We start from the raw sequence: 26087 nt of genomic DNA, 5'->3' as shown, positions 1-26087 counted from the left end.
GGATGCCGCCTAAGGCTTAATCCATGACCGGCGAAATTTTTCTAGCGACCCTTGCAGGCAGCGCAGACGAGGCCCCGACCATAGGTGTCGTCCACCCCCTTGGGGCCAAGGTCGATCGCCTCCTTGTCCAGGGCATCGCGCCAGTTGCCTGTACCCGCGCGGGCGATCCGCGCCGCCACGAGCGGGGTCGCGAAGGAGGTTCCGCGCAAGGTGATGCGCTTGCCCTTTGCATTGAGCCCGAAGATATCCGCGCCCGGGGCGGCATAGTCGAGATGTAGCGCCTTGCCCGCCTCGATCAGCGCGCGGCGCTTGCCGTCGACCGCCGTGACCGCAACCACGCCGTCGTAGCTCGCCGGGTAGGCCGCAGGCGCTGCAGGGCCGTCATTGCCCACCGCCGCGACCACCACCACGCCCTTGCGCCTGGCAGCGGCGATGGCACGTTCCAGCACCGGATTGCGCGGTCCGACCAGGCTGATGGTGACGACATCGCTGCCCTGCTCGACCAGCCAGCCGAGGCCGCGCGCGATGGCAAGCGCATTGCCGCCCGCCTTGTCGGTCCCGTAGACATCGGCCACGCGAACCCTTGCAACGCCCGCCGAGTGCAGCAGCGAGGCGATCGCGCTGCCATGGTGGCTCGGATAAGGCGCACCGGATGCAAAACCCCTGGTCGCGATCACCGGAACAGATACCCCGCTAGCCCCGTCGATCATCCCGACTTCGGCAGAGTAGGCGGTGCCGCTGGCAGCTGCCGCAAATTGCGTCGCCACGCCCGAGCCGCGACCCGACTGGAAGTGCAGATTGTCCGCGCTTACGATCGCATCGGGCAATGTCTCGGAGAGCAAGGCCTGCGCCTTGGCTAGCGTCATGCCCCGCGGCGTCCGCATACGCGTTACACTGATCCCAAGATCGTCGATGTCGTCGCGCTCGATCACGATAAAACCGAACTTCTCCGCCTCGACCAGTCGATCCGCTGCGGCATCCATCACCAGCAATTCACCCTTGCGTGCGGGTTCGCCCGCCGCGTCGCGTTCGATAATGTCGCGATTGGCGCGCACCAGCCGGTCGATCATCCGCAGGCGGTCGCGTGCAAGGTCGGTTGCAACGCGCGTCGTGTCCTCGAGCGTATCGGTGACCGGACGCAGCACATCCCCCACGCGCGGCAGCGACACGCCGGGCAGCGCGACCTGTGCGGCCAGCGGCGCGGCGAGGCTCGCGGCCAGCGCGGGGATGAGGATAATGCGGTTCATCGCTTCGACCTTTCACCTAACTGCGATTAAGCATGGATGAAACGGGCGGGGTCATCCGTTTAATCCCTCGGAAGGCAAAGACGCTGAGCACATCGTTCGAGCAGGACCTGCTGGCACTCTTGCCCCGGCTGCGACGTTTCGCGGTCGGGCTGTGCGGCAATCCTGCCGACGGTGACGATCTTTGCCAGATGAGCCTCGAGCGCGCGCTCGCCAACCGGTCCAAGTGGCAGGAAGGCACGCGGCTCGACAGTTGGATGTACCGCGTGATGCGCAATATCTGGATCGACGAAGGCCGGGCGACGACCCGCCGCCGCGAGACCTTCGTGCACGAGGACGCAGGCCTGTCGGTCGGCGGTGACGGCGCGCAGGAGCATGCCGTCGAGCTTTCGATGGTCGATCGGGCCATGCAGAAGCTGCCCGATGACCAGCGCGAGGCTGTGCTGCTCGTCATGGTCGAAGGCTATGCCTACAAGGAAGCGGCGGAAATCGTCGGCTGCCCGGTGGGCACGCTCAACTCGCGCCTGGTGCGCGGACGCGATGCCCTGCTCGAACTGCTGGGAGAGGCCCAATGACGATTTCCCGCGAAGAGATTGCCGCCTTCGCCGATGGAGAGCTTTCGCCCGAGCGGCAGGCAGCGGTTGCAACTGCGGTCGCTTCCGATCCCGAGCTGGCTGCGCAGGTCGAGGCGCATCGTGCGCTGAAGGCGCAGCTAGCGGCGCATTTCGCGCCTATTGCCGAGCAACCGGTGCCCGATCATCTCGCCGCAATGCTCAGGCCGAAAGAGGCAGAGGTTGTCGATTTCTCGGCTGCACGCGAACGGGTTGAGGCCAGGCGCCGCCTGCCGCGCTGGGCGATATATGCCGGACCCGCGCTTGCCGCATCGCTGGCCTTGGCCCTGTTCCTGCCGCGCGCAGGGTCGGACGAGCTCGATCCGCAGCTCCTGGCCGCGCTCGACAACCAGCTGGTTTCGGAACAGCCGAGCGATGCCGAGACACGCATCCTTCTTTCCTTCCGCAATCGGGAGGACGAGGTCTGCCGCGCCTACAGCGTCCCGGGCCGGTCCGCGATCGCATGCCGGACGACCGATGGATGGCAGGATCGCGCCGAGGTCGAATATTCGCCCGGCAGCTCGACGGACTACCGCCAGGCGAGCACCAATCCGATCTTCGAGCAGGTGCAGGAAATGGCGACAGGACCCGCTCTCGACGCAGAACAGGAAGCCTCCGCGCGCAGTTCAGGCTGGCGCTAACGTCGCACTCGAAGCGCAGCAAAAAAGGAAGGGCCGGAGGGGAGTTCTCCGGCCCTTCTGGCAGTGTCGGCCGCCCGATGAGGGACGCTGGGCGGCATCGAGGTCGGGATCGTCAGTCGATGATGGTGACACTGCCCTGGCGGAAGCCGCGCTTCGCCATGTCGTGAATGTAGTCTTCACGTTCATTCTTGAGTTCGACGGCGTATTCTTCCCACGCGTCGCGCTTGTCCTCGATGTCGCTCGCGCGGCGCAGGTCGCTCGACAGTTCCTTCTGCGCTTCGATCACGTCGCCGCGATAATCGAACCACAGGCTGTTCTCGATCCCGGCGATGGGATGGTCGAGGATCAGCTTTTCCTCGTCGCGCGCAACACGCTCTTCAAGCAGCATCGGGACGGCGGCACTTGCGGCACCTGCCGAGACGAGAGCGAGTACGAAACAGATTGCATTGGATTTCATGTGTTCCTCCTTGCGCCGGGCCCCTTGGCGACCGGCTTGGGAAGAGAACGGAAGGCGCTGCGCATTTAATCCATGCGAGGCGGATTTTTTCTCGCGCTCGCCTTTGCGGGCAAAAACGACTAGGGGCGCGCGATGCATTTTCTCGACCAGGCCAAGATCTATCTCAAATCGGGCGCAGGCGGCCCGGGCGCCGTCAGTTTCCGGCGCGAAAAGTATGTCGAATACGGCGGACCCGACGGCGGCAACGGCGGCAAGGGCGGCGATATCGTGTTCGAAGCCGTCCAGGGCCTCAACACGCTCATCGACTTTCGCTATTCGCAGCACTTCAAGGCGCAGCGCGGCGGCCATGGCATGGGCAAGGACCGCTATGGCGCAGGCGCCCCCGACCTGGTGATCCCGGTCCCGGTCGGCACGCAAATCCTGTCCGAAGACAAGGAAGAGGTGCTGGCGGACTTCACCGAGATTGGCCAGCGCATCGTCTTCCTCGAAGGCGGCATGGGCGGTCGCGGCAATGCCAGCTACAAGACCAGCACCAACCGCGCCCCGCGCCAGCACCAGCCGGGCATGCCGGGCGAGGAGATGTGGGTCTGGCTGCGGCTGAAGCTGCTTGCCGACGTGGGCCTGCTCGGCCTGCCCAATGCGGGCAAGTCGACCTTCATCAACCAGGTTTCGAACGCCAAGGCCAAGGTCGGCGCTTACGCCTTCACCACCCTCGTGCCCAAGCTGGGTGTGGTGACGCACAAGGGACGCGAGTTCGTCCTCGCCGATATTCCCGGCCTGATCGAAGGCGCTGCCGAAGGCGCAGGCATCGGCGACCGGTTCCTCGGCCATATCGAACGTTGCCGTGTGCTGATCCACCTGATCGACATCTCGGGCGTCGACCCGGTCGAGGCTATGCAGATCGTCGAAGGCGAGCTCGAGGCCTACGGCGCGGGCCTCGACGACAAGCCGCGGCTCGTCGCGCTCAACAAGATGGACCTCGCCGACAAGGAACTGGGCGAAGGCTTCGCCGAGGAACTGATCGCGGCAGGCGCCACCAAGGTGTTCCGCGTTTCCGGCGCCACCGGCGAGGGTATCGAGGACCTTCTCGATGCCGTGCTCGGCTACCTCCCCGACCGCACCGCGACCGAAACGCAGGAAGCCGAAGTCGAGGACGAGGGCGAGGCACCCGACTGGTCGCCGATCTGAGCCGATACCGGCGCTTGGCGTTCCCCAAGCGAAGGCGGCTTTCGCCAAGCCACTGCTTTGGTTAGGGCTGGCAGCGTGAAAGCCATCGCCGCCCTCCCCGACCTACGCCACGCGCGCCGCCTTGTCGTCAAGGTCGGCTCGGCGCTGCTTGTCGAACAGGGCAGGCCGCGCACGGACTGGCTGGCGACGCTGGCCGCGGAAATCGCGGAACTGCGCAAGACATCCGAAGTCATTGTCGTATCCTCGGGCGCGATTGCGCTCGGCGCGGCGAAGCTGAAGCTGCCCAAGGGGGGCCGCGGGAGCCTTGCCGATGCGCAGGCGGCCGCATCGGTCGGACAGGTCGAACTGGCGCGACTGTGGTCCGATGCGCTGGGACGTCATGACATCACCGCCGCTCAGATGCTGGTGACCATCGGCGACCTCGAGGACCGGCGGCGCTACCTCAATGCCTCGGCCACGCTGGCGCGCCTGATCGAGGCAGGTGCGGTTCCCGTGGTCAACGAGAACGACAGCGTCGCGACGGAGGAAATCCGCTTCGGCGACAACGACCGCCTCGCTGCCCGCGTGGCGCAGGCGGCAGGCGCCGATGCGGTCATGCTGCTCAGCGACGTCGACGGCCTCTACGACCGCGATCCACGACAGCCCGGAGCCGAACTGATCGAGCGGGTCGAAGGCGTCACACCCGAGGTCATTGCCATGGCCAGCGGGGAATCCTCGTCCGGCCTCGGATCGGGCGGGATGTTGGCCAAGCTGCAAGCCGCGCGCATTGCCGAACGCGCCGGGATCGCTCTCGCCATAGTCAACGGCACCAATCCCTCGCCGGTATCGCGGGCGCTCGACACGCCAGTCGGCACGCTGTTCGTGCCGCAGGCCGATGCCAGCGCACGCAAGGCATGGTTGGGCGGCCGCCTTGCTCCCTCAGGCGTAGTCACGGTCGACGCAGGCTGTGTCGCTGCGCTCGAAAAGGGCGCGAGCCTGCTCGCCGCCGGCATGACCGATATCACCGGCGAATTTGCCCGCGGCGACCTTGTCGCGATCCACGGCCCCAAGGGCGAGAGGCTCGGCCAGGGACTCGTCGAATACACCTCGGCCGAGTGCCGCAGCATCCTCGGCCTCAAGCAGGACCAGCAGGCTCAGAAGCTCGGTTACGCCCCCCGCGCCGCGGTCGTCCATCGCGACCACATGGTGCACACGTGACCATCGCGCTGACCGGCGCGACCGGCTTCGTCGGGCAGGCCGTGCTCGATGCTGCCGGGCAGCGTGAAGCCGCGCTCCGTGCGCTGACCCGCCGTGCCCAACCCGCGCGCGAGAATGTCGCATGGGTCGAAGGCGGCCTCGGCGACGCTGATGCGCTCGCCGGACTGTGCGAAGGCGCCGATGCCGTGATCCACGTTGCCGGCCTCACCAGCACTCCAGATCCCGCCGAGTTCGAGGAAGCCAATGTTGCCGGGACCGCGCGCATGATCGAGGCTGCGAAGGCCACGAAGACCCGCCGGTTCGTTTTCGTCTCCTCGCTTTCAGCACGCGAGCCCGGCCTGTCGGCCTATGGCGCATCAAAGGCCAGGGCCGAGGAACTGGTGGAGGCGAGCGGTCTCGACTGGACCATCGTCCGCCCGCCGGGCGTCTACGGCCCCCGCGACGTCGACTATCTCGAGATGTTCCGCTCCGCGAAACTGGGCATCGTTCCCCTGCCGCCGCGCGGAGCGAGTTCGATCATCCATGTCGAGGATCTGGCGCGCCTGCTACTCGACCTCGTCGATGCCACCCCCGCTCTCGTCCGCCGCCACATGTTCGAGCCCGACGACGGGCGCGAGGGAGGCTGGTCGCACAAGGAACTGGCCGAAGCGATCGGCAGGGCCGTCGGTCGCAATGTGTTCGCACCGCACCTCCCCAAGGGGTTGATGATGGCCGGAGCACGGATCGACCGCCTGTTGCGCGGAGACAAGGCCCGGCTGACACCCGACCGCGTGGGCTACATGGCGCACCCCAACTGGGTCGCGCGATCCTCGAAAAAGGTCCCCGCAGCGGTCTGGGAACCGCACATCGAGGGTGAAGAGGGCCTGACCCGCACGGCCCAGTGGTACCGTTCGCAAGGCCTGCTCTGAGTCCCCCGATTTGGTGATCTGGCGAACGGGCGTATTGTCCCCGCCGGGATCGCGAGTCGCAATGGCGGTAACAGCCGCCCGTTCGTTCACGATCGAGGGGATAAACCATGAAGAAAATTGTACTCGTAGCTGCACTTGCGGCCATTTCCGCTTGCTCTCAGCCGGCCGAAGCGCCCGACGAGGCGGCAACCGCCGAGCCAGCAGCTGAAGCGACGCCTGCGGAGGCGATGGCTGCAGATGGCGGCCCGGGTTACGGCAAGTTCAAGATCACGCAGGAGGACGGGACAGTCCTTACCGACGACGTGAAGGCCGATGGTACCTATTCGACCACCGATGCCGACGGAAAGGTCGTCGAAACAGGCACCTGGGTGCAGAAGCCGGGCGAATACTGCGCGACCAAGAGCGAAGAAGGCGCTGTCGAGGAGTGCTATCCGGAGAAGATCGACGAGAACGGGGTCTGGGTGTCCAGCAATCCGAAGACCGGCAAATCGGTCACGGTAGAACGCTTGCCCGAATAGGGCCTGCATGGCGGGAGGGCGCGCTTCGCGTCCTCCCAGCTAACCTAGAGGAACGGTTCCTCGCCCGGCTTGTGAATGCCGCATTCGACCTTGTCCCAACCGGCCCAGCGTCCGGCGCGCGGGTCTTCGCCCTCGGCCACGGGACGCGTACAAGGCGAGCAACCGATCGAAGGGAAGCCCTGTTCGACCAGCGGATGGCGCGGCAGATCATGCGCCGAGAAATAGGCCGCAATATCGTCGGCCGACCAGTCGATCAGCGGATTGATCTTGAGCCTTCCCTGCGCGTCAGAAGTGTCGATCTCGAAGCGGGGCAGGTTCGCGCGGGTAGATGACTGGAAGGCCTTGCGACCCGTAAAGCTCGCATCGAAGCGCGCTAGCGCCTTTTCGAGCGGCTTCACCTTGCGCAATTCGCAGCAGCCGTCGGGATCGTAGGACCAGCGCAGCCCGCTTTCGTCGCGCGCCTGCAGATCGGCGATCTCGGGGTAGAGGTTGACGATGTTCAGCCCCAGCCGCTCGGCCAGTTCGTCACGATAAGCGAGCGATTCTGGGAAGTGCTTGCCGGTCTCGAGGAAGAGCACCGGGATGTTCGGATCGATCTCAGAGAGGAGATGCAACAGCACGGCGCTTTCCGCGCCGAAACTCGAAACGATCGCCATGTCTCCGACCAGCGACCCTTCGATAACCGCACGCAACCAGTCTTCCGTTTCCGTCCCACGGAACATGCGGTTCAGGCGCACGGCGTCGTGCTCGCTGAAGCGCGGTCCCGTGTCGATCCGGTCGATGGCGCGGATTTCGTTCATGCGTGGCGTTTCGCCCAGATCGGTGTCCGGTCGTCGACCGTCGGCTGGTAGACTTCCGGCCAGCGCGCGAAGGCAGCCTCGACATCGCCCATGTCCAGCTGCTTGTCAGGCTCGAAGGCATCGAAGCCGCAGCGGCGCATATAGGCGATCTGGTCGACCAGCACGTCACCCACGGCTCGCAATTCGCCCGTGAAGCCGGCCTCGCGCAGGATACGGGCCGAAGAATAGCCGCGTCCGTCTCCGAAGGCAGGGAAATTGACCTCGACCAGTGCCAGCCTGTCGAGATGCGGGAGAAGATCGCGGGCATCGTCGCCCGGTTCGATCCGCACCGCATTGGCATTGGTCTGCTCGAGGAAGGAATCGACGGTAACCGCCGGGTGGTCGACGGGCTCGTCGTCGCGATAACGCAGCGGCTCAGCCATAGAGCGCCTCCTTGAAGGGATCCATTCCGATCCGGCGATAGGTGTCGAGGAAGCGCTCGCCATCATGACGCTCGCGTTCGTAGACGGTGGTGACGGTTTCGACCGCATCGACGATGCCGTTCTCGTCGAAACCGGGTCCGGTGATCTTGGCGAGACTGGTATCTTCCGCCTCGCTGCCGCCGAGGAGGAGCTGGTAGTTCTCCACCCCCTTGCGGTCGACGCCGAGGATGCCGATGTGGCCCGCGTGATGGTGCCCGCAGGCATTGATGCAGCCGGAAATCTTCAGCTTGAGTTCGCCCAGGGTCCGGGTTTTGCCGTTCGCGGCAAAGCGCTCCGATATCTTCTGCGCCACGGGGATCGAGCGGGCGTTGGCGAGACTGCAATAGTCGAGCCCTGGGCAGGCGATAATGTCTTCGACCGTGTCGAGGTTCGGACTGCCCAGCCCCGCTTCGTCGAGCGCGGTCCACAGCGCGTGGAGATCGGCCTTGCGGACGTGCGGGAGGACGATGTTCTGCGTGTGCATGACGCGCATTTCGTCGAAGCTGTAGTCGCGGGCGAGGTCGGCCATCAGGTGCATCTGCTGGGCGCTGGCATCGCCCGGAATGCCGCCCACCGGCTTCAGGCTGATTACGGCGGAGACGTATCCGGCGGCCTTGTGCGGCACGGTGTTGCGATCCACCCAGAGGGCGAAATCGGGGTCCGAACGGTCGATCGCGTCACCGCTCGCATCGGCAAACAACGGGTCTTCGAAATAGCCCCTGATGCGCTCGAGTTCGGCCAGCGGCGGCTCGATACCCTGCGTCAGCAGGTGCGCGAATTCTTCCTCGACCTGGCGGGTATATTCCTCCGCGCCCAGTTCGTGGACGAGGATCTTGATGCGCGCCTTGTACTTGTTGTCGCGCCTGCCGTAGCGGTTGTAGACCCTCAGGCAGGCTTCGGCATAGGTCACGAGCTGGTCGAGCGGGACGAAGGGGTTGATGCACGGCGCCACCATCGGCGTGCGGCCCATGCCACCCCCGACATAGAAGGCCGCACCCAGTTCGCCCGCGTCATTCCTGACGATGTTGATTCCGATATCGTGCAACCGCATGGCTGCACGGTCGCGCTCGCTGGCGATGACCGCGATCTTGAACTTGCGCGGCAGGTAGCTGAATTCCGGGTGGAAGCTCGACCACTGGCGCAGAAGTTCGGCATAGGGGCGCGGATCGACGACCTCGTCGGCGGCCGCTCCGGCGAAATGGTCCGAAGAGATGTTGCGGATGCAGTTGCCGCTGGTCTGGATGGCGTGCATCTCGACCTTGGCGAGATCGGCGAGGATGTCGCCAGCGTCCTCCAGCTTGATCCAGTTGTACTGGATGTTCTGGCGCGTGGTGAAGTGGCCATATCCGCGGTCGTACTTGTCCGCGATGTCCGCCAGTGCATGCATCTGGCGGCTGTCGAGCGTGCCATAGGGAATGGCGACGCGCAGCATGTAGGCGTGGAGCTGGAGGTAGAGCCCGTTCATCAGCCGCAGCGGCTTGAACTGGTCCTCGGTTATCTTGCCATCGAGGCGGCGACGCACCTGGTCGCGGAATTCCTCCACGCGCGCATCGACCATCGCCTGGTCGTATTGGTCGTACTTGTACATCAGATCACCCAGTTGCCGATATCGGGTTCGGCGGGCTTGAGGGTCAGGTCGGGCCGCACTGTCGGGCCCAATGCCCGGACACGGTCCTTGATATGGAGCGGGCGCGGATGGCCGTTGCGCATCTCGGCATCGATCGCATAGGGGGCATTGACGCGGCGCGTCGCTTCCTCGCGCCGGGCGATCTCGTCCTCGTTCGCGGCGACATTCACCGCGTCCTCGACGTGGATCGACCAGTCGACGCCGGTCCACCAGACCACCGCGCCGGTCTTGAGGTCGTTTCCGGTCAGAAGCCTCATCGGGCCACCTCCTGTGCTGTCATTGCGAGGGTGATGTCGTCGCGCGCGGTCACTTCGCCGATCACGATCAACGCCGGGCTGACGACCTTTTCATTCTCCACCAGTTCGGGAAGACCGGCGAGCAAGCCGCGCAGGACGCGCATTTCGGGCCGCGTGCCGTTCTCGATCACCGCCACCGGCATGTCGGGCGCAAGCCCGTCCTCCATCAGCTTCTCGGCGATCTGCGGCGCGGTCTTTACCCCCATGTAGATGACCAGCGTCCGGCCCTTGCCGGCAAGGCCGGCCCAGTCCTGGTCCTTGAGGCCCTTGCACTGCCCGGCGACGAAGCTGACGATGCTCGAGGCATCACGGTGGGTCAGCGCGATTTGCGCCGCTGCAGCCGCGCCATTGGCAGCGCTGATGCCGGGGACGACCTCCACCGGGATGCCGGCCGCGCGGGCAGCTTCCGCTTCCTCGCCGCCGCGTCCGAAGACGAAGGGATCGCCGCCCTTCAACCGCACAACGTCCTCGCCCGAGCGCGCGATGCTGACGAGCAGGGCATTGATGTCCTCCTGCTGCATCGTGTGCTTCGAGCGCTGCTTGGCGACCGAGATGAGTTCGGCATCGGGCGGTGCGAGCGCGAGGATCGCCGGATCGACCAGCCCGTCATGGACGATGATTCCCGCGCGCTCGATCAGCCGCGCGGCGCGGATGGTCAGAAGGTCGGGGTCGCCCGGGCCTGCGCCGACGAGATAAATTGTTCCGGTCTGTGCCATGTCCGCAAAGATGCGGATGGCAGCCATTTCGCGCCAATCAGAATGCGTGCGAGACCGCGAAGCTTTGATTTTGAAATTGCAGATGTCCGGCGTGAAAGCCGAAATTTCAAAATCCGGCTGCTTGGACTGGAAGCGTTACTTGTTCGGCAAATCCTAATATGCAGGACGCGGTTACTTGGATTTGGCGGCGTCCTTGCGGCCCATGATTTCGAGCAATCGATCGAGCTGGTCGCTCGAGCGGATATGCAGGTCGCGCTGCGGAAACGGGATTTCGACGCCGTTTTCCTTGAACAGCCACCACAGCTTCTTGAGCACGGCGGAGCGGACATTGCCGACCCCTTCCTCGGGGTCCTGGATCCAGCAGTGGATGATGAAATTGACCGAATTGTCGCCGTAGTCGCTCATCCACACGGTCGGCGGTGGCGCACTGAGCACGCGGTCGCAGTCCTTGGCTGCCTGAAGCATCAGCTTCTCGGCAAGGTCGATATCTGCCTCGTAACTGATCCCGACCGGCACCTGGATGCGCACGTTTTTCGACGAGTAGGACCAGTTCTCGACCTGGTTGATCATCAGGTTTTCGTTCGGGATGAGGTACTCGCGCTGGTCGCGCGTGGTGACCGAGACTGCGCGAATGCCGATCTTGCGGATCTGGCCGAAGGTCTCGTTGCCTGCCTGGTCGGCGATGGCGATGACGTCGCCCGGCTTGATGGAGCGGTCCATTAGCAGGATGATCCCGGCAATGAGGTTGCCGAAGGTCTTCTGGAGGCCGAAACCTATGGCGAGGCCGAACGCGCCCGAGAACACGGCCAGCGCGGTCAGGTCGATCCCGAGCAAGTCGATGCCGAGGAAGAAGGCAGCCGCCCAGACGACGATCGAGACGATCTTCTCGGCCAGCAGTTGCTGCGTCCCGTCGAGCCTAGTGACGCGCCTGACCAGCCGCCGCGCAAGCTTGCTGGCGAACCAGGCGAAGGCAATGACCCCGACGATGATCGAACCGACCACGAGGACGTCGAACAGCGATATGCGGAAGTCGCCGAGGCTCAGGGCGAGGCCGTCGAGCGTGTCGACGATCGACCCCACCGTCTCGCTCTTGGAACTGACCGCCTCCTTGATCCCCTCGGCCGCCGCGACCGGCCCCTGTTCGGGCGCGGTTTCGGCCAGGCTCCAGGCCTGCTCGACAGGAGTTGCGGTAGGAGTTGGGGTCGCTTCGGCTTGCACGTCTATCCTTCGTTCATCGCCGCAAAGCCGCGTTCGAGGTCGGCGATAAGGTCCTGCGGGTCTTCGAGACCGATCGATAGACGGATCGCGTAGCGGTCCTCAACCCCCCAGCCCGTTTTCGGCCAGGCCATGCGGCTGCGGATGGGCTCGACATCGAATGGGAGCGCGAGACTTTCGAACCCGCCCCAGCTGTAGCCGATAGCGAAGAGTTGCAGCGCATCGACGAGGCGACAGCGTGCGGCATCGTCGCGGCCCTTGAGGACGAAGCTGAAAAGGCCGCAGCCGCCGGTGAAGTCGCGACGCCAGGTCTCGTGGCCCGGCGCGCCGGGCAACAGCGGGCACAGGACGTGAGCCACGTCTTCGCGAGCCTCCAGCCACTGCGCCAGCGCCAATGCCGTCGCACTCTCGCGCTCCAGCCGGATACCCATGGTCCTGAGACCGCGCAGCGCCAGTGCAGCATCGTCGGGCGAGACGACATGGCCCAATTGCTGGCTCGTCTGACGCAGGCGACGATACCAGCGTTCGCCCGCGCTCGCCGCGCCCATCATCAGGTCCGAATGCCCGCCGACATGCTTGGTCAGCGCGGTCACGACGATATCGCAACCATGCAACAGGCCCGCAAAGCCCAGCGCGGTCGCCCAGGTATTGTCGAGAACGCTCGTCGCACCCTTGTCGCGGGCTATTCTTGCCAGCGCGGGAATGTCGCAGACCTCGAAAGTCAGGCTGCCCGGCACTTCGAGCATGACCGCCCTGGTACGGTCGCAGAATGCCGCTTCGTAGGCCACATGGTCGAGCGGGTCGAAGAAGCGGTGTTCGACCCCGAAACGCTTCAGGATGCCCATCGCCGCGCTGCGCGTCGGATCGTAGGCATTGTCGGTCACCAACAGGACGTCGCCCGCCTTGAGCACCGCCATCAGCGAACCAACGATGGCCGCGACGCCACTGGGATAGAGGACGGTGCCGTGGGCTCCCGGCTCGATCTCGGTCAATGCCTCGCACAGGGCCCACTGCGTCGGGGCGCCACGGCGGCCGTAGAAGAAACGGCCGTCCTCATTGGTCTTAACTCCGTCGCGCAGCGCGGCGCAGTCGGCATAGAGATGCGTGCTCGCACGCCAGACGGGCGGGTTGACGACATGGTCGGCGAAGTCGCCCGACCTGCCGCCGGTGACCAGCCTGGTGGCTGGAGAAAGCTTGTCGTCCTTGCCCGCCATGTTCAGCGCGCGGCCCCCTTTTCCTTCGGCGTTGCGGGGTCTGCGCCCCATTCCATCCAGCTCCCGTCGTAGAGCGCCCCGCCCCTGCCCGCCAGTTCGCGGGCGAACAGCAGCACGCAGGCGGTCATCCCGCTGCCGCAACTGGCGACGAGCGGCCTGTCATCGGCGATACCGGCATCGCGGAACAGGCGGTCGATCTCCTGCGGAGTGCGGTAGGTCCCGTCGTCATTGAGCAGGTCGCGGAAATGGACGTTGCGCGCACCGGGAATGTGGCCACCGGCGAGGCCGTGGACGTGATCCTCGCTCGTGCCCTCGAACCGCTCCGCATCGCGGGCATCGACGATCTCGCACGACTGCGATGCCGCAATCCCCAGGACGGCGGCCTTGTCGAGCACTTCGCGGCGCGGCTGCGGGCCCGTCGGAAACTCGGTCGCAGACCAGCTTTCCTCACCGGAGGCGAGCGGCCTTCCTTCCGCCTTCCACTTGCCCAGTCCGCCATCGAGTACGGCGACGTTGTCGAAGTGGTGGAGGTCGAAGATGAACCACGCGCGGGCCGAACTGCGGATGGCGCTGTCGTCATATAGGACCACGCGCGTGTCCGGCCGTATGCCCATGCGCCCCAGTCGTTCGGCGAATTGTGCGCTGACGGGCACGGCCTTGGGCGTGGCGGAAGCAGGGTCCGTCCAGCTGGCGAGATCGAGGAAACGCGCCCCGGGAATATGGCCTGCGAGATATTCCGCAGCAGCATCGCGATCGGACCCGCCGAGGTGTTGCGTCGCGTCGAGCACGACGAGATCGTCGGCACCCCGTTCGCCGGCAAGCCATTCGGTTGAAACGAGTCTGTCCATCGCCCCTTCGGTTAGCGGGCGGCGCTGGCCAAGTCGACTCAGGCGAGTTCGCGCTGCGCGATGGGCGAATAGCTGCGCGGAGCCTCGTCGAGGCGGAAGGGCTGGACACGGCCGCCATCGGGTTCGCCCTGGCCCACCACAAAGGTCTTGAGCAGCACGCCTTCGCCAGCGCCGTCGATACGCACGCGCATCAGCGGGACGAGCAGCGGATGCTGGCCCTGGAAGATCACCTGCGCACTCGCCAGCGGCAGCTGGACCTGCCCTTCGACGCTGACGTTCTGGCGCGGCGCGATGCGCGGCAGGGTGTGACGCGTCTCGAGCGGAGTGGCCAGCGTCGCAACCTGCTCTTCCATCGGCGCGGCCGCATGGGCGGAGACAAGGTCGATGCCGATCGCGACGTCGGTCATCGCCGCATCGGTGCGGTTGACCAGCGTGAGGCGGTACTTGAGCGTCGCATAGACCGCACTGCGGGTCAGCTTTTCGGCCTCGCACCGAATGCTTAGCGCCTGGGCCGCCGGGATTGCGGCACGCGGCGCGGCGGATGCTACCACCGGGCGTTCGATCTCGGGCGGGAGCTCGGCGGCCTTGCGTCGGCGCCAGAACAGGAAGCCGCCGAGCAGCAGGACCAGCGCGCCACCGACTCCAGCCAGAAGCCGCCAGTCGAACGGCAATGCTTCACTCGCATCCTGCGTGACGGGAGCCGGGACAATGCCGGTATCGATGCTCGGCGACGGTGCGGTCGACGGCTGGGTCGGACGGGCCGAGGGCGCGGCGGGAAATTCCTGCGGGACCACCGGCTGGCGCTCGATCGGCGTAGGTTGCGGGTTCGCGGGAGCTTGGCGGGATTGCTGCGGTGCAGTCTGGCGTGGTGCCGCCGTGGTCGGAACGGGACGTTCGACTCTGCTCTGCTGCGGCGTCGCAGCGGCAGGCGTGGGAGTTGGTGTGGGAGCCGGGGCCGCGGTGCTGATCACCCGTGGGCGAAGCGGCAACGCTCCGCTCTCCGTGTCCACCGGTCCTTGCGCACGCTGCGTCGCACTCGGCGCGGGCGCGGGCGGAAGCGAGAAATCCTCGGCCTGCTGCGCCATAACGGGCGCCGAAAGGGTCACTGCAAGGGCGGTCAGGGGAAGGCGGAAACGCGTTTTCATCGGCAGCAATCTGGTGGGAGGCGCGCATATGCGCTGCGGCGGGCTGAATAGGTACTGAAGCGCCCGCTTCCAAGCCTTGCCTTGCGTGGAAGCGACAATCGCGGCAGATGCGCGGCATGAGCGACACACCCAGCCCCAAGTTCCTTGGCGCCAACAGCCCGCTGCCGACCTCTCCCGAGGAGGCCGAGCTCGACTACGTGCCCAACCCGCGCAAGGGTGAACTCTACATGGTCCGTTTCGCCGCGCCCGAGTTCACCTCGCTGTGCCCGGTCACCGGACAGCCCGATTTTGCGCATCTCGTCATCGACTATGCACCCGGCGAAACCATCGTCGAATCGAAGAGCCTCAAGCTCTTCCTCGGATCGTTCCGCAACCATTGCGGCTTCCACGAGGATGTGACGGTCGGCATCGGCAAGCGCCTGTTCGATGAAATGGCACCCCGCTGGTTGCGTATCGGCGGCTATTGGTACCCGCGCGGCGGGATCCCGATCGACATTTTCTGGCAGAGCGGTGCGCCACCGGAAGGACTATGGCTTCCCGATCAGGGCGTGGCGTCCTATCGTGGACGCGGATGACATAACTGGAAGGGGAACGGGGATGATTGCAAAGCTGCCCAGGATTTCACTCTGGCTGGCGGTTGCGCTGGTCCTCTGGTTCCTCGTCGCGGTGTTCGGACCGAAGTTCGGCCTGATCGACTGGAAAATCGGCTTCCTCACGATGGTCGTAACCATCGGCCCGATCCTCATGGGTATCGTCGGACTGGTCGCAATCATCGCGCTTGTCATGGCATTCGTCAAAGGTCCGCGTAGCGAATGGTGGAAGGCCGCCGCAGCGCTTGCGATCCCCGTCACCCTGTTCGCAGGCCTGATGTCGGTCCGCGCGCAGGGCGATAGCGTGCCGCCGATCCACGACGTGGCCACCGACACGGCCAACCCGCCGCAGTTCTCGCCCGAAACCATGGCCATGCGCGAGAAGTTCGGTGCCAACCCGGTCGACGACTACACCACGCCTATCGGCCAGATCGCCCTGTGGGCCGACCGGGTGAAGGGGCAGCCTATTGCGGCGAAAAGCCATGCCGACATCATCGCCGACAGCTACGGCGATCTCGTCCCCGTGCCCTACGAAGGCAGCGATGCCGAGGCCATGGCCGCAGTTGCCGGGGCGATGGAGGATATCGGCCTCGCCGACGTTCGCCGCGACGATGCGGCCGGGACGGTCGAAGGTACGGCGGAAACTTTTGCCTTCGGCTTCAAGGACGACGTCGTCGCCCGCGTCACCGAGGGCCGGATCGACCTGCGTTCGGTCAGCCGCGTCGGCGTATCCGACCTCGGCTACAACGCGGCGCGCGTGCGCAAGCTCGCAGAGGCGATCGAGGCGCGTCTGGCGAAATAGGCTGGAGCCGGGGATCCTGGTGGAGCCGAGGGGGATCGAACCCCTGACCTCGTCATTGCGAACGACGCGCTCTCCCATCTGAGCTACGGCCCCGTTCCAGGTCTGATTGCCGCCGGATGGCAAGGCAAAAGCAGGCGCGACCGTTAGCAACGGGTCAAGCGCCTGCAAAGGGGGTAATTCCGCCGTCCTGCCCTGCCCTTACTTGGGCTTGGACGCGTCGTCGGTCTTCTGGACAATCTCGCCCGAGCGGAAGATCGGGCCGCTGGTCGGCAGGCTCCCGCTGGCGGCGGTGGCTGGCGGCAGGTCGACGGGCGCCTGGTTCTGGCCCGCGACGACGACCGGCTGCGTTGCCGGCATGGTGCCCACGGGCGATGTGCCCGGCGCGACCGGCGTATTGGGATCAAGCGGGTTGGTATAACCCTGCACCGTCGTAGTCACCGTCGGCGGACCGTACTGCGCGTTCCATGCGGTCAGATTCACGCGATACTGCTCGTAAGCGCGGAAGAAGTTCTCGAACACACTCTCGATCCGCGGAAGCGCGGTCGAAGCGTAGAGGTCGATATCCTCCTTCGAGGTCTTCGGCAGCTCCGTCGCCACGGCCAGCGACGCGGCGCAGAAATCATCAAGCGCAGGCGGCAGGGCGAAGTAGTTGTAGACCTGCGTCATGTAGGCATCCTGCACGTCGCGATAGGTCGGCCCGTACTTCTGGCGGAATTCGCTCTGCAGTGCCCGATTGGTGGCGGACAGCTTGCGCGCATGGGTCTCCAGGAAACCCTTATAGGCTGGGAGGATGCCCGCATACTGCGGCTTCAGGCAGTTGAGCGCCGCCACGTTCAAGGCTGAACGCAGGTTCCATGTCGTCTGCGAGGGCGTGAGATTTGCATTGACCGTCTGGCGAATGCCGTTGGCACCCATGAGGGGGATGGTCATGCTTGCAGTTGCGCCGCCCGGCGGCAACGGCCTCGGCGGAATGACGACCGCAGGCGGAGGCGGCGGCGGAGGCGGAGGTGGCGGCGGAGCAGGCGGCGTACACGCGGCGATGGCAGCAAGCCCGGCGGCAGTAGCCGCAAGGCGGACGGATTGCGTTGAAACGCGGCTCATGGCGCGCGGACCCTCCTGATACTTGACCCTTATCCATCCTGCTCCGTCGTCCATTGACGGGGGATGAAGCACTACCGGACTAGACTGCGAAGAGGGTAAAGAAAATGCCCGGGGTGCGGATAACACCCCGGGCACGATGAGGCGATTCACGCCTGCGACGAATGGAGCGCGATCAGTCGCGGCTGCCCATGAAGCGCAGGAGGAACAGGAACATATTGATGAAGTCGAGGTACAGGCTGAGCGCACCCATGATGATGGCCTTGCCCGCGAACTCGGTACCGCGCAGGTACTGGTATTCCTGCTTCAGGCGCTGCGTGTCCCAAGCGGTGAGGCCCGCGAAGATCAGCACGCCGATGAAGCTGACTGCCAGCGCCAGCGTGCTGGACTGCAGCCACAGGTTGATCAGCATTGCGATGAACAGACCGATCACGCCCATGGTGAGGAAGGTGCCGAAGCCCGACAGGTCCTTCTTGGTGGTGTAGCCGAACAGGCTGAGACCAGCGAAGGCGCCCGCCGTTGCGAAGAACGTCGCAGCAATGCTTTCACCAGTGTAGACGAGGAAGATCGTCGAGAGCGACAGGCCCATCACCGTGGCGAAAGCCCAGAACATGAGGTTGAGCGTCGCCTTGCTGAACTTGTTCACGCCGAAGCTCATGGCGAAAACAAAGGCGAGCGGCGAAAGCGCGACGATCCACATCAGCGGACCGCTCGCGAAGGTCATCGCAAGGCCGCTACGCGCGGTCAGCAGCGCGACGATGCCGGTCAGCAGCACGCCCGACGCCATATAGTTGTAGATCGACAGCATGTGCTTGCGCAGGCCCGCGTCGAAAGTGTCCTGCCTGGCAACGGCGTCGCCAGCGCGCGGCACGGTGCCGAAGCCCTGCCTCTGGTCGGTGTCGTTCCAATTGGCCATTATTCCAAACTCCTCGTTGCGGAGAGGGTACGAGCCTCCGCTCCTCAGGGATGGAATATCGGGTGGAATGACCCGATTTTCAAGCGAAACCGGACCGAAACGGGTTAACCGGCGCTAACCGGAAAAGTTCAGCAAGATCAGGCTTCGCCTGCCGCGTCGACCATGGCGGCATCGAGTGCCTCGACCGGCGTCTTGTCGCCCCACAGGACGAACTGGAAGGCGGGGTAGAAGCGGTCGCATTCGTCGACCGCGATCTCAACCAGCGCCTGCGCCTGGCTGAGGCTGAGGAGACCGTCGTCGCCCAGCATCGTGCCGTTGCGATAGAGCACGACGCCGCCGTTCGACCAGATGTCGAAATGGCCGAGCCACATCTGCTCGTTGACGCGGGTCACCAGCTCCTGCGCCTGCTTGCGCTTGGCATCGGGGACGCGGATTTCAGGCAGGCAGAGAATCTGCAGCACCATGTCGTCCGGGCGCCAGATGCCCTTGACCTGGTAGGTGGTCCAGCTTCCCTGGATTTCCCCGCTCATTTCCCCATGGACGCTTTCGCACGGCCAGCCGCGCGCTTCGAAGAGCGCCACGAGCATTTCGAGAGGCGCCGCGTCCTCTTCGGCTTCGTAGTTTTCGCCGACTGCTCTCATCGACCCTTTTCCGTGCGCGTCATGCGAATGGGGATGCAGAACGGGGGGGTGATTTGGCAATCCGTGATACGTGCGGCGCTGGGGAGAACCGATTTCGGCTGTGCAAAGCCTGTGCACAAACCAATCGCACGAACCCTATTTCAGAGGGTCGACCTTCTCGCCCTCGGCACTGGTGAAGGTAAAGCTGTCGATGCCCATCTTCTTGAGATCGTTCATGAAGTTGCGGGCTTCGGTGGCATTGCGGAACGGCCCTGCGAGCAGCCGGTTAGCCTCCACCCACTTGGTTGTGAAGGGCCCCTTCCCATCGAGTTTTCCCTCGGCCTTCTTGGCGATCCGGCGCCAGTCGAAGGCGAGTGCCTTGAGGTCCTTGCCAGTCGCCACCTGCACCCAGTTGCGCGAAGGAATTGGCGGTGGAGGGGGAGGCGGCGGAGGCGGAGGCGGTGCGGGCTTCTCGCGCTTGATCTCGATCCGGGTGATGTCGACGGCACCCGGGGCACGCGCGGCCTGCGGGGCCGGTTCGAGCGTGAATGCCGCGAAGGCTTCCTCGATGGTCGGCTCGGGCTCGGGTTCCGGAGCGGACTGCTGGACCGGCGCAGGCACCGGCTGGGCAATGATCGTAACCGGCGGCGCGCTCGGCGGCGGGGGAGCTGGCGCCGGCGGCGGAGGAGGAGAATACGCAGGGGTCTGCGATGCGGCTTCGCGCTCCTCCTTGGTCAGCAAATCGATCGGCTGTCCCTGTTGCGCGATCACGACCGGCGGCTCCTCGCGCGGCGGGAGTTCGCGCGGGGGCAGTTCGACACCGACCGACGGCACGGGCGCGGTGGACACAGCCGGAGTTGGCGGCGGAGGAGGCGGCGGCGGTGCCTGCTTTACCGGCTGCGCGGACGGCTGCGTCGGCTTGGCAGCCGGCTGTTGTGCAGCGGGTGCGAACGGATCGCGCCACTGCGTGCTGCCGGTGCGGTCAGGGCGGCGACGCTGATCGCGGTTGCGCGGATCGGATGCGGCAGGCTTCGGCGCGGAATCCGCCTGCGCCACGCGAACCGGCGGCGCGCTCGGGGTCGGTGCGGGGGACGGAGGAGCCGCCACCGGGGGCAGTTCGGCGGGCGCGCCCGCATATGCAGCGATCTTCGCATCGTCGGTGCCGATCGTCGAGGCGCGCGGGAAGATGCCAAGCGTGCCTGCGGCGGCCTGCTGTGCCTCGGTTAGGCGCGGCATGAATTCGAGATAGGGCTCCATCTTGCGCGCCATGGCAGGCGGCAACATGGCATTGGCGATCTTCACCGCCTCCTTCGTGTCACCGAGGATCGCAAGTCCGAAAGCCCGGGTACGGAAGGATGCAAGGTCCTGTTCCTTGAGGAGCGGGAGAAGCGTCGCCTCGAACTGCTTGCGGTCGCCGGAAATGGCATAGCTCAACGCGAGGCGACGGCTTGTCTCCGCGTCCGGCCTTTTCGACAGCGAAAGGCGGTAAAGTGCCTGCGCGCTCCGGCTGTCTCCGACAAGGTCGAAAGCCAGCGCACGATCTTCGGCCATGCGCTCCGGCGCCACGCCCGCCTTCTCCGCCTCGGCAAAGAGCCGAAGCGCTTCCACGGGACGGCGCGAGCGCGAATAGGCCGATGCGAGGCCCAGCATCACGCGGCTGTCCGACGGCGAGAGCTCCTTGGCGCGGCCGAAGAAGCCGATCGCCGCGTCGATATCGCCCAATGTCATGGCCGCCTCGCCGGCGTCGACCAGGGCCGACACGTCCTGCGAATTGCGGGCAAGCCGCGTCAGCGCGTCGTTGAGCTTGGCCGAACCTTCCGGCGGGAGCGGCTGGACAATCTCACGCTGGGCAAAAGCCGGCCCGTGCCCCAGGCCGATGGCAAGGAACGCTGCGGCGCCCGCAAATCGGATATTTCGTCGCATGATCCTGTCCCTGCCCGCGCGCGCTTTAACCTGCGCTGACGCGGGCCACCGGGTTACGAGTTACTGGTTGTTCTGGCGCCCGAGGAAACGGGGAATGTTGAGCGAACCGCTGCCGCCTTCATCGTCGTCCTCGTCGTCATCCTCGTCATCGGCGGGCTTGTTGGCCCCGCGCGAAAGGTTGGCCATGCGCTCGAACAGCGTGCTGCCACCAGAAGCGCCTTCGTCGCCGCCGCCCGAACCATAGTCGCCGCCGCCACCCAGGATGGGGCGCTTGCGCATCGGCTTGCTGGCGAGCGGGCTTTCGCCGTCGGCATACTGGTCCGAGCCGAGCTGGAGTTCATCCTGCCCCCCTTCTTCCATGGTCTCCGACAGGTCGAGCATCGATCCGTCGCCCTCGTCTTCGTTCCAGCCGTCGCCCGCACCGTAGTTGCCGGCATCTGCCGGAGGCGGAACGGCGCCGTGGCCACCGTCGTATTCGTCGGTTTCCTCGTTGCGCAGTCCAGCGAGGGGGTCGACGATTTCGTCGACGTCGTCGAAATCTTCGTCATCCTCTTCCGAATAACCGAGATCGTCCGAGAGAACGGAATCGTCAGCCGCTCCCGCTTCGTTTGCGAGGCCGTATGCGCTGTCTTCATCGACCTCGGGCTCGGCCGAAAGGCCTTCATTGAGTTCGAACGGCTCTTCCTCGACCATATCGTCGCTCGGCAGGTCGAGCACAGGGCGCTTGGGCGCGCGGCTCTCGCTCATCGAGAAGCTGCGCGGCGCCGAATTCATTACCGAACCGCTTCCGTCGATACCCGTGGCGACGACCGAGACGCGGATCTTGCCTTCGAGGTCGGGATTGAAGGCCGAACCCCAGATGATGTTCGCGTCCTCGTCCACCAGCTCGCGGATGTGGTTGGCGGCTTCGTCGACTTCGAGGAGCTTCATGTCCTCGCCGCCGATGATCGAGATGATGACGCCCTTGGCACCGGCCATCGACACGCCGTCGAGCAGCGGGTTGGCGATGGCGCGTTCGGCGGCGTCGAGCGCGCGGTTGTCGCCCTCGCCCTCGCCCGTGCCCATCATCGCCTTGCCCATCTCGCTCATCACCGAACGGACGTCGGCGAAGTCGAGGTTGATGAGGCCCGGCATGACCATGAGGTCGGTGATCGAACGGACACCCTGCTGCAGCACCTCGTCGGCGAGCATGAAGGCTTCCTTGAAGGTGGTTTCCGCCTTTGCGACCAGGAACAGGTTCTGGTTGGGAATGACGATCAGCGTATCGACGTGTTTCTGCAGCTCCTCGATGCCCGCTTCGGCAGCGCGCATGCGGCGCGTGCCTTCGAACAGGAATGGCTTGGTCACGACGCCGACGGTCAGGACGCCCTTCTTGCGCGCGGCTTCGGCGATGACCGGGGCAGCGCCGGTGCCGGTGCCCCCGCCCATGCCGGCTGCGATGAAGACCATGTTGCAGCCATCGAGCGCGTCCTCGATCTCATCGACGGTTTCTTCCGCCGCAGCCTTGCCCACTTCGGGGCGGGCGCCGGCACCCAGGCCACCAGTGATGTCGGGGCCGAGCTGGATGCGCTTGGCGGCAGGCGAAGTGCTGAGCGCCTGCGCATCGGTGTTGCTGACGATGAAGTCCACGCCTTCGATGCCGGCCTCCATCATGTTGGCGATGGCGTTGCCGCCTGCACCGCCCACGCCGATGACCATGATCTTGGGACGCAGGTCGTCGCTGGAAGCCGGACCGATATTGATGCTCATTGGGTATCCCCCGGGAAGTCGAAATTCGTTCGGATCACTATGTCACACATCTAGCGCAAAGCGAATCGCGAGAGGCACATAGAAACATCCTTATCCACAAGGGCTAATGACCGGTTAGCCCGTGCAAACAAGCGTCAAAAATAGTCACGCACCGCCTGTACGACACGGTTCACCAGACCAAGGCCCGAATAACGGCGTGTCGGCTGGTAACTCGAGCCCACGGAGCGGATGTCGACAGGGTCGTCGGCCGCATAGAGGCACAGACCTGCCAGCGTCGCGAAACCGGGGGTGGCATGGGCTTCAGGCAGTCCCTGCAGTGCCGGCGGCTTCCCGATGCGGACCGGCTGGCCGAGCGCACCCTGCATGAATTCGGCAATGCCGTGGAGTTCCGCTCCTCCGCCGGTCAGCACGACCTGTCCGCCCTGCGCCCCGCCGAAGCCGAGCGTCTTCAGCGCCTTGCCGATCTCCGCGCTCATCACACCAAGGCGGTCGGTGACGATCGAAACAAGTTCGGCACGCGGGATGCGGTTCTGTTCGTCTGCCCCGCGCGCAAGGCGCCCTCCCGGTTCTTCACCGGGCGCGTTGACGGCAACCATCTCTCGGTGGTCGGTGGGTGTGGCGATGGCAGAGCCGGAAACGCATTTCAGTCGCTCCGCCTGGCTGCGGCGAATGCCGAGCGAGGACGCGATGGCGTCGGTGATGTCGTTCGAGCCAACGGGAATGGAACGCAGGCCCAGCAACATGCCCGCCGCGTGGACCGAGACATTGGTGACCTGCGCCCCGATTTCGACCAGCGCGACGCCAAGGTCGCGCTCTTCCGCCGACAGGCAGGCATAGGCAGCGGCGAGGGGGCTGGCGACGACACCCTCGACATCGAGATGCGCGCTCTGCACCGCCTCTATCAGGTTACGTACCGGCGCACCCTCGGCGAGGGTGACGTGGACATCGACGCCCAGCGCCTCGGCATGAAGTCCCTTGGGATTGGCGACCCCATGCGCCCCGTCGAGCGTGTAGTGCGCCGGCTGGGCATGCAGCACCATGCGGCCGTCGGGCGCGATATGGTCGCGCGCGGCATAGAGCAGGTGCTCGATATCGTCTTCCTCGATCCGCCGTCCGCCAATCGCGATCTCGACGCTCGAAATCTTGCTCGAAAGCCCGGCACCTGCACATCCGATCCACACGCTGGAGACCGAGGTGTTGGCGTTTGCCTCCGCCTTTTCGACCGCGGTGCGGATGGCATGGCTGGCGGCGCGCATATCGGTGACGTAGCCGCGCTTGATGCCGTCGCTGGCACGGTGGCTCGAACCCAGCACGATCATCTCGCCGTTCTCCGCCCGACCCATAATCATGGCCGAAATACGGAACGAACCGATGTTCACTGCCGCATAGACGCTGGTGATGCGGGGTGTGGTGGGTGCGGCCATCAGTTGGCACTTCCGTTGGCCGCAAGGCCGTGCGGGCACGGGCCATCCTTGCAGCGCAGGTAGGCGCGGTCGGGCACGCGCATGTCGATGGCGATGGGCTTGCCGCCGATCAGGCGGTGCATGCCGTCAAGTCGGGCAAACTTGACCAGCGCGGGCGCTCCCAATTCGCCTTCCGGCAAGGCCAGCAGCTGGCCGGTCTTGAAGGTCAGGTTCCAGCGGCGGTTGCCGACCCATTCGGCCTCGGCGATCTGGGGTTTCAAGGCTGGAGCGGCATCGAGCAGCTTGCCGAGTTCGACTACCTGCTTCTGCGCGCCCGGCCCTCCGATCAGCAGCTTGCCCTTGGCGGCAGCAGCGCTAATCGGTTCGAGTTCATTGCCTTCCGGATCGATGAGGACCAGCCGCCCCGGCTTGCGCAGGACGGCATGTGGAATTCGCTCGACGATATCGACCTTCAACGTGTCGGGAAGCTGGCGCGAGACGCGCGCGTCGGCGACCCATGGCAGCGCGAGAAGGCGCTGGCGCACCTCGCCCAGTTCGACCAGCGGCATGGGCCGATCCTGTTCCGCCAGCACGCGTTCGTAGACGAGTTCCTCGTTCATTCGGTCGACGCCGGAAACCCGGACCTTGCTGACCTCGAACCCGGCGCGCGAGGCGGACTTGGCCAGCTCCTCGCGAGCGATGTCGGGCACACCGGCGTAGTTCGCGATTGTAGCGACAACCCCCACGCCTGCCAGGACAATCATGGTCAGGAAAAACTTGTGCCACTGCTCGTCGGTGAAAGGCAGCGCCGCCATGGTCCGGTCGAGCAGGCCGCCGGTGTGCTTGCGCGCAGCGCGCACCTTCTGGTTGCGGCTGCGGGCCGCGGCAGAGCGACGGACACCCTGCGGCTTGCGACTGACCTTAGCCATCGCCGCCCCCGCCCGATTTCGCGGCGTGATCGCGCAGCGCGGCAGCGACGATCATCTCGCACAGCTCGCCATATTCGTAGCCCGCATAGCGCGCCTGTTCGGGGACCAGGCTGAGCGCGGTCATGCCCGGTTGGGTATTGGTTTCGAGCACGAAGAGCCCGTCCTCGCCCTGCTCCTCGTCCCAGCGGAAATCGGTCCGGCTGGTACCCTTGCAGCCCAGCACCTTGTGCGCCTTGAGCGCATATTCGAGGCACAGGTCGCGGATATTGTCGGGCAGGTCGGCGGGGCAGACGTGGTCGGTCATGCCGTCGGTGTACTTGGCGTCGAAATCGTAGAAGCCGCTCTTGGGCTTCAGTTCGGTGACGGCCAGCGCGCGGGGGCCCTCGGGGAAATCCACGACGGCAGACGTCATCTCGCGACCCTTGATATAGGGCTCGGCCAGCAGCTCCCTGAACTCCTGCCACGGGCCCTTGGCATCGCGCGCGATCGGGTTGCCGTAATTGCCTTCGTCGGTGACGATGGCGACGCCGACCGAACTGCCCTCGTTGACCGGCTTCAGCACATAAGGTCGCGGCATCGGGTCGCGGTCGTGCAAGTCTGCACTCTTAACGATGCGGCCGCCAGGCATGGGAATGCCTGCGGGCACCAGCGCCTGCTTGGTCAGCTGTTTGTCGATCGCGATGACCGAGGTGACGAGTCCCGAATGCGTGTAGGGCACGCCCATCAGGTCGAGCATTCCCTGCACCGTGCCGTCTTCGCCCGGAACGCCGTGGAGCGCGTTGAAAACGACGTCGGGAGCGACCTCGGCAATCCGCGCCGCGACCTGCCGGTCCATGTCGATCCGCGTCACGCTATGGCCGCGCTCTTCCAGCGCCTTGGCAACGCCCTCGCCCGACATCAGGCTGACAGGCCGCTCGTTCGCCCAGCCGCCCATGAGGACGGCGATGTGGAGTTTGGGGAGATCGGTCATT

At 65.5% G+C, this 26087-nt stretch carries 27 protein-coding genes and 1 tRNA gene; 8 read left to right on the top strand and 20 right to left on the bottom strand.

Translation table 11 applies throughout. The features are described from left to right. Positions 1–41: 41 nt before the first annotated feature. Positions 42–1247, bottom strand: coding sequence for a S8 family serine peptidase (locus tag RAM60_RS02285; RefSeq protein ID WP_369025751.1), 1206 nt, complete (start codon positions 1245–1247; stop codon positions 42–44). 32 nt (positions 1248–1279) lie between these two features. On the opposite strand from RAM60_RS02285, the gene RAM60_RS02280 reads away from it, so the two are divergent. Together RAM60_RS02280 and RAM60_RS02275 are read left to right on the top strand one after the other, a co-directional pair. After that, the gene (locus RAM60_RS02280) at positions 1280–1819 is read left to right on the top strand and encodes an RNA polymerase sigma factor (protein WP_200982772.1); all 540 of its coding nucleotides are present in this window, start codon (positions 1280–1282) and stop codon (positions 1817–1819) included. Beyond that, positions 1816–2496, top strand: coding sequence for an anti-sigma factor family protein (locus RAM60_RS02275; protein ID WP_369025752.1), 681 nt, complete (start codon positions 1816–1818; stop codon positions 2494–2496). Before RAM60_RS02280 ends, RAM60_RS02275 begins: the two co-directional genes overlap by 4 nt. Before the next feature lie 112 nt (positions 2497–2608). Here RAM60_RS02275 and RAM60_RS02270 read toward each other — a convergent pair whose 3' ends face one another. Further along, positions 2609–2953, bottom strand: a complete 345-nt coding sequence (locus RAM60_RS02270) for a hypothetical protein (RefSeq protein WP_369025753.1) — start codon at positions 2951–2953, stop codon at positions 2609–2611. 132 nt (positions 2954–3085) lie between these two features. On the opposite strand from RAM60_RS02270, the gene obgE reads away from it, so the two are divergent. The 4 genes from obgE to RAM60_RS02250 all read left to right on the top strand — a co-directional run bounded on the left by obgE (position 3086) and on the right by RAM60_RS02250 (position 6764). Next, entirely contained in the window at positions 3086–4141 is a 1056-nt protein-coding gene (obgE, locus tag RAM60_RS02265; RefSeq protein WP_369025754.1) for a GTPase ObgE, read from the top strand. Between the two features lie 75 nt (positions 4142–4216). Continuing rightward, entirely contained in the window at positions 4217–5338 is a 1122-nt protein-coding gene (gene proB, locus RAM60_RS02260; protein ID WP_510640094.1) for a glutamate 5-kinase, read from the top strand. Beyond that, positions 5335–6246 (top strand): NAD-dependent epimerase/dehydratase family protein, encoded by a 912-nt coding sequence (locus RAM60_RS02255; protein WP_369025755.1) that lies wholly within the window; start codon positions 5335–5337, stop codon positions 6244–6246. Before proB ends, RAM60_RS02255 begins: the two co-directional genes overlap by 4 nt. Before the next feature lie 107 nt (positions 6247–6353). Then, on the top strand, positions 6354–6764 hold the full coding sequence (locus RAM60_RS02250; protein ID WP_200982764.1) for a hypothetical protein: 411 nt from the start codon (positions 6354–6356) through the stop codon (positions 6762–6764). Positions 6765–6808: 44 nt separating this feature from the next. Here the strand turns inward: RAM60_RS02250 and RAM60_RS02245 are convergent, their stop codons facing one another. The 9 genes from RAM60_RS02245 to RAM60_RS02205 all read right to left on the bottom strand — a co-directional run bounded on the left by RAM60_RS02245 (position 6809) and on the right by RAM60_RS02205 (position 15086). Continuing rightward, positions 6809–7564 (bottom strand): phosphoadenylyl-sulfate reductase, encoded by a 756-nt coding sequence (locus RAM60_RS02245; RefSeq protein WP_369025756.1) that lies wholly within the window; start codon positions 7562–7564, stop codon positions 6809–6811. Beyond that, complete coding sequence (locus tag RAM60_RS02240) at positions 7561–7986, bottom strand: DUF934 domain-containing protein (RefSeq protein ID WP_369025757.1); 426 nt, start codon at positions 7984–7986, stop codon at positions 7561–7563. Before RAM60_RS02240 ends, RAM60_RS02245 begins: the two co-directional genes overlap by 4 nt. Then, on the bottom strand, positions 7979–9613 hold the full coding sequence (locus RAM60_RS02235; protein ID WP_369025758.1) for a nitrite/sulfite reductase: 1635 nt from the start codon (positions 9611–9613) through the stop codon (positions 7979–7981). Before RAM60_RS02235 ends, RAM60_RS02240 begins: the two co-directional genes overlap by 8 nt. Then, positions 9613–9909: a DUF2849 domain-containing protein gene (locus RAM60_RS02230; RefSeq protein WP_200982759.1), complete on the bottom strand. Its 297-nt coding sequence runs from the start codon at positions 9907–9909 to the stop codon at positions 9613–9615. The genes RAM60_RS02235 and RAM60_RS02230 overlap by 1 nt, the downstream gene beginning before the upstream one ends. Continuing rightward, on the bottom strand, positions 9906–10664 hold the full coding sequence (cobA, locus tag RAM60_RS02225) for a uroporphyrinogen-III C-methyltransferase (protein WP_369026154.1): 759 nt from the start codon (positions 10662–10664) through the stop codon (positions 9906–9908). Before cobA ends, RAM60_RS02230 begins: the two co-directional genes overlap by 4 nt. A 171-nt stretch (positions 10665–10835) precedes the next feature. Continuing rightward, the gene (locus RAM60_RS02220; protein ID WP_510640090.1) at positions 10836–11882 is read right to left on the bottom strand and encodes a mechanosensitive ion channel family protein; all 1047 of its coding nucleotides are present in this window, start codon (positions 11880–11882) and stop codon (positions 10836–10838) included. 2 nt (positions 11883–11884) lie between these two features. After that, positions 11885–13093: a cystathionine beta-lyase gene (gene metC, locus RAM60_RS02215; protein WP_369026156.1), complete on the bottom strand. Its 1209-nt coding sequence runs from the start codon at positions 13091–13093 to the stop codon at positions 11885–11887. 2 nt (positions 13094–13095) lie between these two features. Then, positions 13096–13941, bottom strand: coding sequence for a sulfurtransferase (locus RAM60_RS02210; protein ID WP_369025759.1), 846 nt, complete (start codon positions 13939–13941; stop codon positions 13096–13098). Between the two features lie 38 nt (positions 13942–13979). Then, on the bottom strand, positions 13980–15086 hold the full coding sequence (locus RAM60_RS02205; RefSeq protein WP_369025760.1) for a hypothetical protein: 1107 nt from the start codon (positions 15084–15086) through the stop codon (positions 13980–13982). A 107-nt stretch (positions 15087–15193) separates the two neighbouring features. On the opposite strand from RAM60_RS02205, the gene queF reads away from it, so the two are divergent. Together queF and RAM60_RS02195 are read left to right on the top strand one after the other, a co-directional pair. Continuing rightward, positions 15194–15661 carry a preQ(1) synthase gene (queF, locus tag RAM60_RS02200; protein ID WP_510640087.1) on the top strand — a complete coding sequence of 156 codons (468 nt, stop codon included), beginning with the start codon at positions 15194–15196 and terminating at the stop codon, positions 15659–15661. Positions 15662–15683: 22 nt separating this feature from the next. Next, positions 15684–16478 carry a DUF1499 domain-containing protein gene (locus RAM60_RS02195; protein ID WP_369025762.1) on the top strand — a complete coding sequence of 265 codons (795 nt, stop codon included), beginning with the start codon at positions 15684–15686 and terminating at the stop codon, positions 16476–16478. A gap of 17 nt (positions 16479–16495) precedes the next feature. On the opposite strand, the gene RAM60_RS02190 is transcribed toward RAM60_RS02195, so the two are convergent. The 9 genes from RAM60_RS02190 to RAM60_RS02150 all read right to left on the bottom strand — a co-directional run bounded on the left by RAM60_RS02190 (position 16496) and on the right by RAM60_RS02150 (position 26086). Next, positions 16496–16571 (bottom strand) — tRNA-Ala (locus RAM60_RS02190). Positions 16572–16676: 105 nt separating this feature from the next. Then, on the bottom strand, positions 16677–17579 hold the full coding sequence (locus RAM60_RS02185) for a hypothetical protein (protein WP_510640085.1): 903 nt from the start codon (positions 17577–17579) through the stop codon (positions 16677–16679). Between the two features lie 172 nt (positions 17580–17751). After that, the gene (locus RAM60_RS02180) at positions 17752–18492 is read right to left on the bottom strand and encodes a Bax inhibitor-1/YccA family protein (protein WP_369025765.1); all 741 of its coding nucleotides are present in this window, start codon (positions 18490–18492) and stop codon (positions 17752–17754) included. A 137-nt stretch (positions 18493–18629) separates the two neighbouring features. Continuing rightward, positions 18630–19133 carry a type III secretion system chaperone family protein gene (locus tag RAM60_RS02175; RefSeq protein ID WP_369025766.1) on the bottom strand — a complete coding sequence of 168 codons (504 nt, stop codon included), beginning with the start codon at positions 19131–19133 and terminating at the stop codon, positions 18630–18632. A gap of 135 nt (positions 19134–19268) precedes the next feature. Next, positions 19269–21035, bottom strand: coding sequence for a tetratricopeptide repeat protein (locus RAM60_RS02170; RefSeq protein ID WP_369025767.1), 1767 nt, complete (start codon positions 21033–21035; stop codon positions 19269–19271). Positions 21036–21095: 60 nt separating this feature from the next. After that, positions 21096–22784: a cell division protein FtsZ gene (gene ftsZ, locus RAM60_RS02165; protein ID WP_369025768.1), complete on the bottom strand. Its 1689-nt coding sequence runs from the start codon at positions 22782–22784 to the stop codon at positions 21096–21098. Positions 22785–22918: 134 nt separating this feature from the next. After that, positions 22919–24208 (bottom strand): cell division protein FtsA, encoded by a 1290-nt coding sequence (gene ftsA, locus RAM60_RS02160; RefSeq protein WP_200982738.1) that lies wholly within the window; start codon positions 24206–24208, stop codon positions 22919–22921. Next, positions 24208–25116: a cell division protein FtsQ/DivIB gene (locus RAM60_RS02155; RefSeq protein WP_369025769.1), complete on the bottom strand. Its 909-nt coding sequence runs from the start codon at positions 25114–25116 to the stop codon at positions 24208–24210. Before RAM60_RS02155 ends, ftsA begins: the two co-directional genes overlap by 1 nt. Beyond that, positions 25109–26086 (bottom strand): D-alanine--D-alanine ligase, encoded by a 978-nt coding sequence (locus RAM60_RS02150; RefSeq protein WP_200982734.1) that lies wholly within the window; start codon positions 26084–26086, stop codon positions 25109–25111. The genes RAM60_RS02155 and RAM60_RS02150 overlap by 8 nt, the downstream gene beginning before the upstream one ends. Between the last annotated feature and the right edge of the window lies 1 nt (position 26087).

Origin of the sequence: Qipengyuania sp. RANM35, from assembly GCF_041021145.2 — a bacterium.
In the GTDB taxonomy this organism is placed as follows: domain Bacteria; phylum Pseudomonadota; class Alphaproteobacteria; order Sphingomonadales; family Sphingomonadaceae; genus Qipengyuania; species Qipengyuania soli.
Note: the sequence above shows the minus strand (reverse complement) of the source record. Positions and strands in the feature narration are given on the sequence as shown.